This is a genomic window from Micromonospora sp. SD19 (assembly GCF_054462275.1).
Map to the genome: position 1 here is coordinate 96,294 of NZ_JBTLMN010000010.1, position 12,545 is coordinate 108,838.

General features: G+C 67.3%; 14 protein-coding genes. 5 read left to right on the forward strand and 9 right to left on the reverse strand.

Translation table 11 applies throughout. The annotated features are described in order from the left end of the window. The first annotated feature begins 7 nt into the window (after positions 1-7). Positions 8-640, forward strand: coding sequence for a hypothetical protein (locus tag ACX27O_RS26850; RefSeq protein WP_458940273.1), 633 nt, complete (start codon positions 8-10; stop codon positions 638-640). Positions 641-763: 123 nt separating this feature from the next. Here the strand turns inward: ACX27O_RS26850 and ACX27O_RS26855 are convergent, their stop codons facing one another. After that, the gene (locus ACX27O_RS26855) at positions 764-1,267 is read right to left on the reverse strand and encodes a GNAT family N-acetyltransferase (RefSeq protein WP_458940274.1); all 504 of its coding nucleotides are present in this window, start codon (positions 1,265-1,267) and stop codon (positions 764-766) included. A gap of 398 nt (positions 1,268-1,665) precedes the next feature. Between ACX27O_RS26855 and ACX27O_RS26860 the strand changes: the two genes are divergently transcribed. Together ACX27O_RS26860 and ACX27O_RS26865 are read left to right on the forward strand one after the other, a co-directional pair. Further along, positions 1,666-2,703: a DUF808 domain-containing protein gene (locus ACX27O_RS26860; RefSeq protein WP_458940275.1), complete on the forward strand. Its 1,038-nt coding sequence runs from the start codon at positions 1,666-1,668 to the stop codon at positions 2,701-2,703. Positions 2,704-2,787: 84 nt separating this feature from the next. Next, on the forward strand, positions 2,788-3,333 hold the full coding sequence (locus ACX27O_RS26865; RefSeq protein ID WP_458940276.1) for a GNAT family N-acetyltransferase: 546 nt from the start codon (positions 2,788-2,790) through the stop codon (positions 3,331-3,333). 59 nt (positions 3,334-3,392) lie between these two features. Here ACX27O_RS26865 and ACX27O_RS26870 read toward each other — a convergent pair whose 3' ends face one another. The 5 genes from ACX27O_RS26870 to ACX27O_RS26890 form a co-directional block, all read right to left on the reverse strand. After that, positions 3,393-3,854 (reverse strand): barstar family protein, encoded by a 462-nt coding sequence (locus ACX27O_RS26870; RefSeq protein WP_458940277.1) that lies wholly within the window; start codon positions 3,852-3,854, stop codon positions 3,393-3,395. Between the two features lie 156 nt (positions 3,855-4,010). Continuing rightward, positions 4,011-5,273, reverse strand: a complete 1,263-nt coding sequence (locus tag ACX27O_RS26875; RefSeq protein WP_458940278.1) for a Gfo/Idh/MocA family protein — start codon at positions 5,271-5,273, stop codon at positions 4,011-4,013. Positions 5,274-5,283: 10 nt separating this feature from the next. Further along, a complete protein-coding gene (locus ACX27O_RS26880; protein WP_458940279.1) occupies positions 5,284-6,090 on the reverse strand; it encodes a carbohydrate ABC transporter permease in 807 nt (268 codons plus the stop codon). Further along, complete coding sequence (locus ACX27O_RS26885; RefSeq protein ID WP_458940280.1) at positions 6,087-7,004, reverse strand: carbohydrate ABC transporter permease; 918 nt, start codon at positions 7,002-7,004, stop codon at positions 6,087-6,089. The genes ACX27O_RS26880 and ACX27O_RS26885 overlap by 4 nt, the downstream gene beginning before the upstream one ends. A gap of 16 nt (positions 7,005-7,020) precedes the next feature. Beyond that, positions 7,021-8,337 (reverse strand): ABC transporter substrate-binding protein, encoded by a 1,317-nt coding sequence (locus ACX27O_RS26890; RefSeq protein WP_458940281.1) that lies wholly within the window; start codon positions 8,335-8,337, stop codon positions 7,021-7,023. 153 nt (positions 8,338-8,490) lie between these two features. Here ACX27O_RS26890 and ACX27O_RS26895 point away from each other — a divergent pair, with 153 nt between their 5' ends. Beyond that, positions 8,491-9,549, forward strand: a complete 1,059-nt coding sequence (locus ACX27O_RS26895; protein ID WP_458940282.1) for an ROK family transcriptional regulator — start codon at positions 8,491-8,493, stop codon at positions 9,547-9,549. 68 nt (positions 9,550-9,617) lie between these two features. Continuing rightward, complete coding sequence (locus ACX27O_RS26900) at positions 9,618-10,904, forward strand: family 16 glycosylhydrolase (RefSeq protein WP_458940283.1); 1,287 nt, start codon at positions 9,618-9,620, stop codon at positions 10,902-10,904. A gap of 78 nt (positions 10,905-10,982) precedes the next feature. Here the strand turns inward: ACX27O_RS26900 and ACX27O_RS26905 are convergent, their stop codons facing one another. From ACX27O_RS26905 to ACX27O_RS26915, 3 genes are all read right to left on the reverse strand, one after another. Beyond that, positions 10,983-11,297, reverse strand: a complete 315-nt coding sequence (locus tag ACX27O_RS26905; protein ID WP_400447852.1) for a SpoIIE family protein phosphatase — start codon at positions 11,295-11,297, stop codon at positions 10,983-10,985. A gap of 68 nt (positions 11,298-11,365) precedes the next feature. Further along, complete coding sequence (locus ACX27O_RS26910) at positions 11,366-11,638, reverse strand: hypothetical protein (protein ID WP_247680438.1); 273 nt, start codon at positions 11,636-11,638, stop codon at positions 11,366-11,368. A 251-nt stretch (positions 11,639-11,889) separates the two neighbouring features. Further along, positions 11,890-12,435: a hypothetical protein gene (locus ACX27O_RS26915; protein WP_210865255.1), complete on the reverse strand. Its 546-nt coding sequence runs from the start codon at positions 12,433-12,435 to the stop codon at positions 11,890-11,892. Positions 12,436-12,545 lie beyond the last annotated feature (110 nt).

Genomic DNA, 12,545 nt, shown 5'->3' on the forward strand with positions numbered 1-12,545 from the left:
TCTTGTGGTGAAGAAGTCCGAACTCTTTGCGGCGATAGCGGGCGAGATGAAGACTCTCGGTTTCAGGAGGCGGAAGTCGAACTACGAGTACCTCCTGGACCTCGGCCCCGGAATCGAAGGTTGGTGTTCATTCGCAGATTCGAACCAGGGCAACCGGTCTGTCCTGCGGATCGCCACGTTCGTGGGTGTGCGCTCGCAAGAAATCGAGGACCGGATTGCTGCGTGGTGCGGCGATGTGGTTCCGGGTTGGGACGGTCGCTTCTACGTTCCTACCGTCTCGGCGAACGTCGGGTACTTCACCTCGCAAGCTCAATGGTTGGAGCATTGCGTCGACCTTGCGGGAGAGTCGATTGAGGATGGTATTCGATCAAACGTCTCCGACGTCACGAAGATCGGCCTCGACTTCATGAGATCACACGCTTCGTATGAGGGACTGATTGCGGCGCTGAAAGTTGACAAGGGGCAGCTACTGGATCGCCGGATCGAGCGCCTTCCGCTCGCCTTCGCCCTTGCGGGGGATATCAAAGGAGCCCACCGGGAGTTGGAGGATATGAGGCGGAGGATCGATGATCAATCATTGCTGGCCGTGCGTTACATTCGCTTCATCGAAGGTTTCGAGAGTGAGTTCCCGCTGAGCTGAAGCCCGACCTCGGCGGCCGCCGGTTCGATCTCGTCGCTCGGGTACGGCGTGGACCGGCTCTCCCCGTGCATGCTCCAGAAGAAGTCGCCATCAACGGACCCAGCTGCCGGCTCAAGAACCGCCTCACCGCCATCGACGGCCAAGGAAGTTGCGCAGCACACCTTCCTGCTCGAAGGCAGCCGCGGTGAGAACCCGCCGGGACGCCTCATTGTCCGGCTCCACCCACGCCTCCACCCGCTCCATGCCCGCGACGTCCAACGCCCATGACGACGCCATTCTCACCGCACGAGTGGTGATTCCTCGCCCTCGCGCCGACGGGATGAGCCAGTAGCCGAGGCCAGCCACGTCCGGCTGCGGCCGAAGCATGAGCACGACCGAACCGAGCGCTTGATCAGTCACCGCATCGGCAATCGCAAGCGAGACGCCGTCACCGCTGTCGACTCGACTCCACTGCCGAGCGATGAACGCCTGTCCCGCATCGACCGAGAACACTCCCGGAACCGTCGTGGCCTCGACAATTCGCAGATCCTGGGCCGCGGCTCGAACACAGTCCAGATCATCCTCCCGCCATCGACGAAGACGGACAGGCCCATCAACAAGATCGACAGCAGGGTAGGTCAACGGCACCGAACCAAGCTACGCCACAAGCCGTCCCCGGTAGTCCCCGCCGACGCTGCCCCAGCCCGATCAACCTCCCGGGACAGCCTGGCCACGCTCATCCGTACCCACCTGGGACACCAACCCGTAGCTAATGCGATGGCTGGGAACCTTTGATGACATGGCCCATGCGCATGATCTGCCTACCTCGCTGGCTACCATCCGGGGCCGGCAATGACCGAACGGCTCGGCCGAGGCGGAGCAGAAACAGCGACCGAGACGCATCTACGCCGACCCTGGCTGACGGTGACTGCGGCGGACGGGTTCGGCCTGGGCTGGCGCCAGGTGATGACCCGGGTGGCGTGCCGCGTGCAGAGACCTGAGCGAGAATGGGCCAGTTCGAACCGCAACCCTGAAAGGATCCTCCCTTGGCCGGTGGACTCGTAGCCCTGCTGGATGACGTGGCGGTGCTGGCCCGGGCCGCTGCCGCGTCGATCGATGACATCGGGGCGGCCGCCGCGAAGGCCGGCGCCAAGGCTGCGGGTGTCGTCGTCGACGATGCTGCCGTCACGCCGCAGTACGTGCGGAGCCTGGCGGCCGAGCGCGAGTTGCCGATCATCAAGCGCATTGCCGTGGGGTCGCTGCGCAACAAGTTCTTCATCATCCTGCCGGCGGTGCTGCTGCTCAGTCAGTTCGTGCCTTGGCTGCTCACTCCGATCCTCATGCTCGGCGGCGCCTACCTCTGTTATGAAGGCGCGGAGAAGGTGTGGGCCAAGATCGCCCATCACGGTGCCTCCGGCGCCGGCGAGGAGAAGGTGCAGGACGAGACGACACTGGTGTCTGGGGCGGTACGAACCGACCTGATCCTCTCGGCGGAGATCATGGTCATCAGCCTTAACGAGGTGATCGATGAGGCCTTCTGGTCCCGCCTGGTGATCCTGGCTGTCGTCGCCGTCCTCATAACCGTCCTGGTGTACGGCGTGGTGGCCCTGATCGTAAAGATGGACGACGCCGGGCTGCGCCTGTCGCAACGTTCCGGCGCCGTCGCCACGTTCGGCCGCGGTCTGGTGAGGGCGATGCCGGTGGTCCTCACCGTGCTGACGGTAGTCGGCACCGCGGCGATGCTGTGGGTGGGCGGGCACATCCTGCTGCTGGGCACGAACGAGCTGAACCTGCACTTCCTGTACGAGGCCGTGCACCACGTGGAGGTCGCCGCCCACGACGCCACGGGTGTTCTCGGCGGGCTCGTCGGCTGGCTCGTCAACACGGTGGCCAGCGCGATCCTCGGGCTGATCGTCGGAGCGCTGGTCGTGCTGGTCATGACTCTCACGCTCCACCGCCGCACATCCAAGGCTGCGACTGCGACTGCGGCGGCCACGACTCGTACCGACGGCACCATCCCCGCGCCGCAGAGCCGTGCAGCTCAGCGTCGCGACGCTCCTGCGGACCGGGCGCCGCGCGGTTGACCGCAAAATCACTGCAACTCGACCACGGGGGTCAGGCCAGGCGACCCATCGCCCGGTGGGCCGCCGAGGTGATACCAACGAAGGGTGTCTGATCTGACCAGCTCCCTCGACGCCACGTCCCTGGAGACTCCGCGCCTGCTCTTGCGCCCTTTCCGGCACGACGACCTGGACGGGTTCGCCGCGATCAACGCGCAGCCCGAGGTGATGCGCTACATCCATGACGGCAACACCCTGGACCGCGCCGCGACCGCGAAGCGCCTGGCCGTCTATCAGCGGCATTGGGACGAGCACGGCTTCGGCTTGTACGCGGTTCAGATCAAGGAGACCGGTGAGCTGGCCGGTTTCACCGGACTGGCGGTGCCGACCTTCCTGCCCGAGATCATGCCGGCGGTGGAGATCGGTTGGCGGTTCGGCCGTACGCATTGGGGTCGGGGCCTGGCCACCGAGGCGGCCCAGGCGGTTGTCGCCCGTACTCGTGCCGAACTCGACCTCCGGCGGCTGGTCAGCATTCACGTCGTCGGCAACGAGGCGTCCGCTCGGGTGATGGTCAAGCTGGGCATGTCGTTGGATCGCGAAACGGTGCAGCCGGACACCGGTCGCCGGGTCCGGGTGTACGCGATGGACCTGTAGCGCGGCATCGAGGCCTGAGCTCGGCGGTCAGCGTTGGCCGGGCTGACCTGCGAAGCGCGTCACGATCGACGAAGCGCCTGAGCGATCTCCTGCCGCAACAGTGTGGCCTCGTCGTCGCTGTCGCACAGCAGCAGCACCGTGAACTCTGGCTGACCGGCCGGAAACGCCCAGTGCCGCACGGCCTGCGACAGGACCCGGAACAGCGTGTTCCGTTCGTCTGCACTGCTCGAGAGCATCCGGGACACGTTGTCGACGACGATCAGGTACCCGTCCGCGGGCAGCCAGTTCAGATCACGAAGACAGTCGGACAACGCGTCCCAGTTCCAGCCGAAGTGACCGGGGAAGAGCAGCGCGTCGGAGAACTCGTAGAAGGCGAGGTCCGCGTCCGCCATCCTCGTTCCGTCAAGTCGGGCGACGACGAACCTGCCCGTTGCCGGTAACACCGCCGCCAGCTCGACCAGGGCAGTGCGTGAGCAGACCACGAGGTGATCGGCGGAGTCGTTCCGCCCGCTGCTCGTCATTCGGCCCAAGCTACGCGACGGCGTTCGATGAGGCTCGTGAGCATGCCGGTCACGCCGACATCCTTCGGGGTTCCACCGGTGGGAAGGGTCCCGCAGCTCCCGGGGCGACCGCGAGTCGACCGCCCCGGGCGCCGTTCGGCGGTTTGCGGCGTACCCCTAGACCGGGGTTGCGGGAATGAGCTCGACGACGCTGCCGGTGGCGCGCGACTGCTCAGCCGCCCACACGACACGGTGTGAGGAGATGCTCTCCTCGGGCCCGGAGGTGACCAGTGAGCGGTCGCCGGTGGCGACCGCCGCGATGAACGCCTCGATGAGGGCGCCGTCGGCGCCGCCGTGTCCGTCGGCGGCGGAGGCGTCGCCGTCGGGATCCAGGTCGATGGTCTCGACGGTGTCGGTGAGGAAGTCGTGGACACGCAGGGTGCGGCCGTCGCCCTCGATGCTGCCGAGCGTGCCGAAGATCCGGGTCTTGCGGAAGTCGAGCGCCGTGAAGGCCGTCATCGTGAAGGCGACGGTGACGCCGCCCTCATATTCGAGGTTGACCACCTGGTGGTCGACGACGTCGTTGCGACCTGTGTAGACGCAGACGCCGTACGGGCCGTCCTCCAGGGCTTTTCGCACGCCGTCCGCGCTGACGTCGTCGGTGAGCACGCCCAGCGGCCATGCCTCGTGGACGGGGTCGCCGAGGAAACGTTCGTAGATCCGGATCGCGGAGTAGGCACAGGATCGTTCGACCGGGCAGTCGACGCAGCGTCCCGCCGCTCCGGTCGGACGGTTCTCCGGCCGGAAGTGGGCGAGGCCGCCAAAGGAGGAGACCCGGCGGACCGGTCGGCCGATGAGGTGGCCGAGCCAGTCGATGTCGTGGCAGGACTTGGCGAGCAGCATCGAGGAGGATTCGGCCTCCACCGCCCAGTTGCCGCGCACGTAGCTGTGGGCGTGGTGCCACCAGCCGACGGGCTCCAGGTGGTCGATGCTGACGATCGTGCCGACCCGCCCGGCGTCGATCAGCCGCTTGAGCGTGCGGGAATAGGGCGTGTACCGGAGTACGTGACAGACGGCGAGGAGGACGTCGTTGTCGACGGCTGCGGCGACGATGCGTTCCGCCTGCTCGGGCAGCGGCGCCATCGGCTTTTCCAGCAGGATCGCGTAGCCGCGCTCGGCGAAGGCCACCACCGGCTCGACGTGCGCGCGATCGGGGGTCGCGACGATCACCGCGTCGGCGAGCCGGGGCTGTGCGGCGAGGTCTTCCCACGAGGCGAACCGGCGCTCGGCGGGTACGTCGAACTCGTCGGCCAGGGCGATGCGACGGGCGGGGTCGGGATCGGCGACAGCTGCGATCGTGGCTCTGGTGGTGGCGGCGGCGAGGCGTGCGTAGGCCGCGCCGCGCGCTCCGGCACCGACGATCGCCAGTGTGATGGACATCAGGTGTCTCCTATTTGATGGCGCCGGAAAGGATGCCTTTGACGAAGTGGCGCTGGAAGAAGAGGTAGAGGATGACCACTGGCACGATGACGATGATCGTTCCGGCGCTGAGCAGCGGGATGTTGCGGCCGTAGGCCTGGATGAACTTGCCGAGCCCGGACGGTGCCGTACGCATCGCCGGGTCCTGGATGAGGATCAACGCGAGCAGGAACTGGTTCCACGCCCACATGAAGTAGAGAAGGCCGAGGGTGGTGAGCGCCGGCCGGGCGGTGGGCAGCAGGACCTCGCGCAGGATCTGCCTGCTGGACGCGCCGTCCATCTCGGCGGCCTCGGTGAGTTCCCGCGGCAGCGACTCGAAGTGGCTCCGCATCCAGAACACCCCGAACGGCATGAACGCCCCGATGAGCGGCAGGATGACCGCCCAGTAGGTGTTGAGGAGTCCGATCGACTTGAGGTCGTAGTAGAGCGGGATGACGATCGACTCGTACGGCAGGGCCAGACCCAGCATGAGCAACGCGAAGATCGGCCCTCGGACGGGGAGCCGCATCATCGCCAGCCCGTATCCGGCGAGCGTCGCGAGCACCAGTGCGAGGGGTACGACGCCGAGCGCGATGATCAGACTGGACCGCATGAGGTCCGCGAAGCCGCCTGTCGACCAGGCGTCGACGTAGTTGTGCCACTGCGGGTCCGACGGCCAGGCCAGGCCCGGGCTGAGATTGTCCTGTGGTTGCAGCGACGCGGCGAGGATCGCGTAGAAGGGAACGAGCACCGAGGCTGTGGCAGCCAGCAGCGACAACCGGGTCATCGACCGGATCATGTCTTCTCCCGGGTGAGGCGGTTCAGGGCGAACATGACCGCGCAGGTCAACAGGGACAGGACGACGGCGAGCGCACAGGCGGTGCCGACCTGACCCGCGGTGAAGGTCAGCCGGTAGATGGCGACACCGGGCACCATTGTCGACTCGCCGGGGCCGCCGCCGGTCATCACGTAGACGACGTCGAAGCTGGCCAGGGCGGCGATCACGGTGACGGTCGCCGCCACCGACAACTCCCGGCGCAGACCCGGCACCGTGACGTGCCAGAACTCGTGGATCGCGCGGGCGCCGTCGAGCCGGGCGGCTTCGTACAGAGCCGGATCGATCTTGCCGATTCCGGAGTACAGCAGCAGGAAGCAGAGCCCGGTCGAGACCCACGTCCCGACGACCCCGACCGCCGGGTAGGCCCAGGTGAAGTCACCCAACCAGGCCCTGGTGAAGTCGGACAGGCCGACCGCGCGCAGCAGCGCGTTGAACGGTCCGTCGTCGTCGAAGAACAGCTTCCAGACGCTGCCGACCGCGACCAGCGGAAGGATCTGCGGCAGGAATATCACCGTACGGACGAAGGGCATTCCCTTCCAGGGCACGTTCGCGACGAGCGCCGCCAGCACCAGGCCGAAACAGATCGGGATGACCGAGTAGAAGAGGATCAGCCCGAAGGCGTGGACCAGGGAGAGCCGCAGCGCCGGATCGGCGAGGATCTCCCGGTAGTTGTCGAGCCCGGCCCAGGTGGCGACGCCGATCCCGTTCCAGTCCCAGAACGAGATCCACAGGCTGTGCAGCCAGGGTGCGATCACGAAGGCCGCGTAGAAGAGCAGCGCCGGTGCGGTGTAGAGCAGCGGTACGAGGCGTGCCCGCGACCGCCGGGGCCGCACCGGCGTCGCGGATGCGACGACGGTACGGTCCCGGACGGTCACGCGATTCGCGAGGCTGTCAGCCATGCGTCTTGGCCCAGTCGGACTGGACGGCGCGGATGAAGGTGGCGGCGTCGACCTTGCCGGCGATCAGCTTCTGGGTCTCGGCGACCAGCGTGTCGTTCATTGTCGCGGTGGCGTTGTTGTTGAACCCGATGAGCCCGTCATCGGCGTTGACCTTGTTCCAGGCGGCGACCAGGTCGGCGGAGATGGTGCCGGGCTCGGCGGTCACCGTCGAGGTGTCCGAGGGCAGGAAACCCTGCGCGAACGAGGCCTTGGCAGCCTCCGGGCCGCGCAGGAAGTCCAGGAAGGCGGCGGCGGCCTGCGCGTTCTTCGACTTCCGCGAGATCCCGTACGCGACCGAGGTGCCGATCGCGGTGGCCTTGGGGCCGGGGAACGGCACGAAGCCGGCGTCGCCCTTCAGCGCGTCGCCGATCTTCTTCGAGTCCCAGGAACCGTCCACGAAGAAGACGCCGTCGCCCTTGGTGAACTTGTCCACCGCACCCTGCAGGTCGATGCCGTTGGCGTCCTTGGAGTAGTAGCCCTTGGTACCCCAGTCGGTGATGCTCTGGGCGCCCTTGGCGTTCCCGGCGGTGTCGAAGGTGGCGCCGCCCTCTCCGAAGACCCACTTGGCGTACGCGGCCGGGCCGTCCGTGGACTGACCGATGAGCTGGATCGGGAAGGAGGCGTGGCCCTCCTTGTTACCGAGTTGCAGTGGGGTCTCACCGCCGGCCTTGGCCTTGGCGAGCGCGGCCTCCAGGTCCTCCAGGGTGGCCGGAGCCGCCTCGATACCCAGCTTCTTCAACTTGGCCTTGTTGTAGTAGAGCCCGACCTGGGAGAAGGACGCGGGTGCCGCGTACAGGTCGCCCGACCCGAGGGTGGTGCCGTCCTTGGCGACCCGCCACTGGTTGAGCTGTCCGGCCGGGTACGCCGACTCCCAGCCGTATGCCTTGGCGTAGGGCTGGAGGTTGAGGATCAGTTGGTCCTTGACCGTGGTGCCCACCGCGTTGAGCAGCACGATGTCGGGCGAGGTGTCACTGGACAACGCGAGGTTGAGCGACTTGTTGTAGTCGTCGTACGTGGTGTCGACGTAATTGATCTTGACGTTGGGGTGCTTCGCCTGGAACGCCGGGATGATGTCCTTCATGGCGGCGCCCGACTCGGGGGTGGCGATCAGGTTGAGTTCCACAGGTCCGGCCGGCACACCGGTCTGGACCGCCGCGTTGGCGTCGGCGGCCGGCTCACCGTCCGACGAACTGCCCGGCGCGCACGCTCCGAGCGCGAGGAGCACGGCGGCCGCGCTGAGCGCACTCTTCGCTGATGTCATCGATTTCATGGGGGTCTCCCTGGGCAGGAGTAGTTTCGAAGGAAACTTGCGTTCGCTATAGTGAGCCGTCGACGAACGCACGTCAAGGGGCAGCGAATGACCGTGGGAGATGCTCTTCCAGGCGGGGACCAGAGCGCCTTACGGCACCTGAACACGCGTCGTGTGCTGCGGCTACTCTACGAAGGGCCGTCGCTGACCATCAGCGGTGTCGCCCGCGAGACCGGGCTGTCCCGCCCCACCGTGCAGGGCATCCTGACCTCACTGGTGGAGTCTCGACTCCTCGTCCTGAACGGATTCGACAACGCCCCGACCGGGGGGCGACCCGCGCAGCGGTACCGCTTCGCCGCGGACGCGGGCATCGTGGCCGGCCTCGACATCGGGGCGCACGCGGTGTCGGTGCGGATCGCCGACCTCGCCGGCGCGCAGGTGGCGGCCGCTCGGACCGCCATCGACCCGGCTCTGGACCCGGCCGGGCGCATCGACGCCGCTGTCAGTCTGCTGCGACGGACGATGCCGGCCGGCACGCCGCGGTTGTGGGCGGCCTGCGCCGGTTCCCCAGGCATCATCGCCGACGGTGTCGTGCGGCTGAGCGTGGCCATTCCGGACTGGACCGGCACGGCGCTGGCCAAGGAACTCACCGCCCGTCTGGAGTGCCCGGTGAGCGCCGTCAAGGACGCCAACCTCGCGGTCCTCGCCGAGCACCGCGTCGGTGCCGCCCAGGGGGTCGACCACGTCCTGTACGTGCATGCGGGGCACCGCCTCGGCGTCGGCGTCCTGGTGGACGGCAGGCCGTTCGGCGGCGGCCGGGGGGCTGCCGGAGAGATCGGCCGGCACCCCGGCCTGGGCTGGGAGGCGGCACCCCGCAAGCTGCTCTCCGACGCGGGGGTCGCTCCCGGCATGAACTCCCGCGAGTGGGTCTTCGCGCAGGCCAGGCGGGGGGACAAGCGCGCGGTCGAGGCCGTCGACGACTACGCGCGAGCACTCGCCGAGGGAGTGGGCGCCATGGTTCTCGCCATGGACCCGCAGTTGGTCGTGGTGGGCGGGGGCGTCGCGCGTGCCGGCGAGACGGTGATGGAGCCGGTGCGGCGCCACCTCGCCGAGATCCTGTACGAGTTGCCAGGCCTGGCGATCTCCGCGCTGGGAGACGACGCGGTGGCCATCGGCGCGGTCGAAACCGCCCGGGACGCGGTCCGCGCGGAGCTCTTCACTGACGGCTCTTGACAGCGGTAGCGCTCAACGGCATATTCCGAAAGAATTTTTCTTTCGTTACCCCCCCCGGGAGTGCCCTCATGGCGCATCGCTTTCGAAGAGTTCTAGCCGCAGCCAGCTCGATGATCCTCGGCGTCACCCTCGCCGGCATCGTCACCGCCCCGCCGGCGCAGGCCGACGACACCCCGCCCAGCCCGCTCGCCAAGCCGGGCTACACGCTCGACTTCTCCGAAGAGTTCGACGTCAGCACCCTCGACACGAACCGCTGGCTGCCCTACTACCTGCCGCACTGGACTTCCCCCGCCAACCGCGAGCTGGGTGCCAAGGCGCGCTACACGATCGCCGACGGCGTGCTCACCCAGCGGCTCGACGCCGACACCCCGGCGTGGAACCCGCAGTACGACGGCACGGTCAAGATCTCCTCGATCCAGACCTACAACAAGGACTACTGGCACAAGTTCAACAGCTCGATGCCGTTGAACCACCACGAGCCCGACTTCAACGGCTACACGTTCCAGTACGGCTACGTCGAGCTGCGCGCCAAGAAGTCGAACGTCGGCGGCGGCGGCCACCAGGCCCTCTGGCTGGTCGGCACCGGGGACACCTCCAGCGCCTCGCGCAACCCCGAGGTCGACATGGTCGAGACGTTCTTCAACGAGCCGAACAACTGGCGGATCGCCGCCCACGGCTGGGGCGACCCGAACTTCCTGTCCAGCTCGTACGCGTCGATCGCCCCCGTCCCCAGCGGGTCACCCACCACCGAGTTCCACACGTACGGCATGGAGTGGACGCCCACCGACATCAAGTTCTACTACGACGGCCAGCTCTACCGGACGATCAACGACGCTCCCAACATGCCGATGGGGCTGATCATGGGCATCTACACCGATGCCGGCTCCGGTCGGCACAACGACGTCTGGCCCAAGACCTGGAGTGTCGACTACCTGCGCGTCTACAAGAAGGACGGCGGCTACCCGGTGTCCTATCAGCGGTTGAAGAACCGGCAGACCGGCCAGTACGTCAAGGACGACGGCAGCGGCACCGCCAGGTACGTCGCCGCTTCCGGCACCGACCAGTCCGCCCAGTGGGCAGTCGAGAACGTCGACGGTTACGTCCGGCTCAAGAACCGTGCCACCGGCAACTACCTGCACGTGGAGAACCAGACCGGCAACGTGCAGACCGGTGCGGTACCCGGCACCTACTGGTCGGCGCAGTGGGCCCAGGAGCCTGTCGACGGCCGCCTGCGCCTGAAGAACCTTTGGAAGGGCACCTACGCCCATACCGAAAACATGACCGGCAGCATCCAGTACGGCGCCGCGCCCGCCAACTGGTGGACCAGTCAGTGGAATCTCGAACCCGTCTCCTGACGAACCGTAACCCAACCGTCCGTCAGTGGGATCGACGAGGGCCGCACATCAGCCTCGCCCACTGTCAGGTCTCGTAGTTCACAGGCCGCCTCCAGGGTGTTGGAGGCGGCCTGTCGGCTGCCTGAGTGGTCTCGTCGGGTGATGGTTGGCGGCGAATGACGAGCAGGGCGATGTCGTCGTCCGGTGCTCCTCGGCGGTGGTGGCCATGACGTGGTCGCACAACGCGTCGGCCGGCCCGGACCGTACGCCGTCGGCGACGCGCTCGATGTCGGTGTCGATCAGTTCGTTGCGGCGTCGGACCAGTCCGTCGGTGTAGAGGACGAGCGCCGCGCCCGGAGGTGGGTCCAGGGGGAGCAGGGTGGGAGCAGCGGGATGCCCTGAACGGCCGTGAATCTACGCCCAAGCGTAGCTGGGCTCCGATCGGGAGACCTGCGTTGTTGAGGCGAGCACCTGGGTAAGGGCTATGCCCAGGGTGGGATGTATCGGCCGATGTAGTCGCGGGCGCGGGGGCGCGGGTCATGCCAGTACTGGTCCGGCGTGCGGTGGTGGTGCTTCTGGCAGAATTCAGCGAGACCTTCTGTGATCTTGAGGCGCTCCAGGGGTTGGCCTTCGAAGTCTGCGTTGACTGCCAGCAGCTGCGGCTCGGGATTCCAGCCTGAATGGTCGAACGCCCAACCGTCCCAGGCCGCATAGGTGTGGAAGACCTGCGGCTGACCCGGGAGGCGCACGGCCACTATCTCAATAGTTCTGTCCGAATAGGATTCCCGGCAGACCCAGGCGAGGATGTGACAGGCACCGGCAGCGAAGAAGGCCTGGTCCGTTCGGTCCCATGCGACTCGCTGGTCTGACCGCTCAATCGGCGTCCGACGAAACGCTCCCGCTGCTGTGGCTGCCACAGCCCGGACGGTAGTGGATGAGCTGGCACATCCGATCACGCTGCCCGTGGCGAGAGGCCGGCCCTCTCAAGATGGCCGGCCTCCACGCGTCACGCCGCCGCTCGGCTCATCGCGGCACTGGCCAGCCCGTTCAACGTGGTCAGGTCGGCCGTCCCCAGGTACGAGTCCGACATCATGACCACCACCACGTAGTGGCCGACTGCCGCGGCGACATAGCCGACGTAGCGGTCGCCCTCGTCGTAGGTGCCGAGGAACAGCACCGTGTCCGGCCCAAGGTGGTCCTCGGCGATCGGGTCGAAGCCCTCGTCGTCGCCGCCCACCCCGCACCGGGCGAGCTGCGCCTTCAGTTCGGTGATGTATGCGTGTGCCCCGTCGCCGCGGTACCGGGCGACGTTCTCGTAGATCCGAAATCGGGTACCGAGATCGGCCGCCTCAGTGCGGGACACGACCGGCTGCGGCACCGGCGTGTCCGCGCACGGCTGGGGTAGCAGCGGCCACACCAGCCCGTCCTCCACCGGCCCCGGCGCGGCCCCGCCGAGATCGTCCGGCTGCAACATGACCCGGTCAGGGATCCCCCGCTGCTGTGCCCCCGCCGGCCCGTTCGCCGCCACCAGCCCCAGGATCACGGCCGTCATCACAATCAGTGTCCTTCGCATGCGAGCCATCCTTCCCATCGCTGCCAACCGATGGATGAGTAGAACTACCTAGCCATCCCTAGGGCCACGTACTCCCTCCGGAATGGAAA

Excerpts from the sequence above, each read along its gene's own strand:
- ACX27O_RS26890 (WP_458940281.1), bottom strand. The coding sequence starts at position 8,337 with ATGAAATCGATGACATCAGCGAAGAGTGCGCTCAGCGCGGCCGCCGTG.
- ACX27O_RS26870 (WP_458940277.1), bottom strand. The coding sequence starts at position 3,854 with ATGACGAGCAGCGGGCGGAACGACTCCGCCGATCACCTCGTGGTCTGC.
- ACX27O_RS26915 (WP_210865255.1), bottom strand. The coding sequence starts at position 12,435 with ATGACGGCCGTGATCCTGGGGCTGGTGGCGGCGAACGGGCCGGCGGGG.
- ACX27O_RS26880 (WP_458940279.1), bottom strand. The coding sequence starts at position 6,090 with ATGATCCGGTCGATGACCCGGTTGTCGCTGCTGGCTGCCACAGCCTCG.
- ACX27O_RS26875 (WP_458940278.1), bottom strand. The coding sequence starts at position 5,273 with ATGTCCATCACACTGGCGATCGTCGGTGCCGGAGCGCGCGGCGCGGCC.
- ACX27O_RS26900 (WP_458940283.1), top strand. The coding sequence starts at position 9,618 with ATGGCGCATCGCTTTCGAAGAGTTCTAGCCGCAGCCAGCTCGATGATC.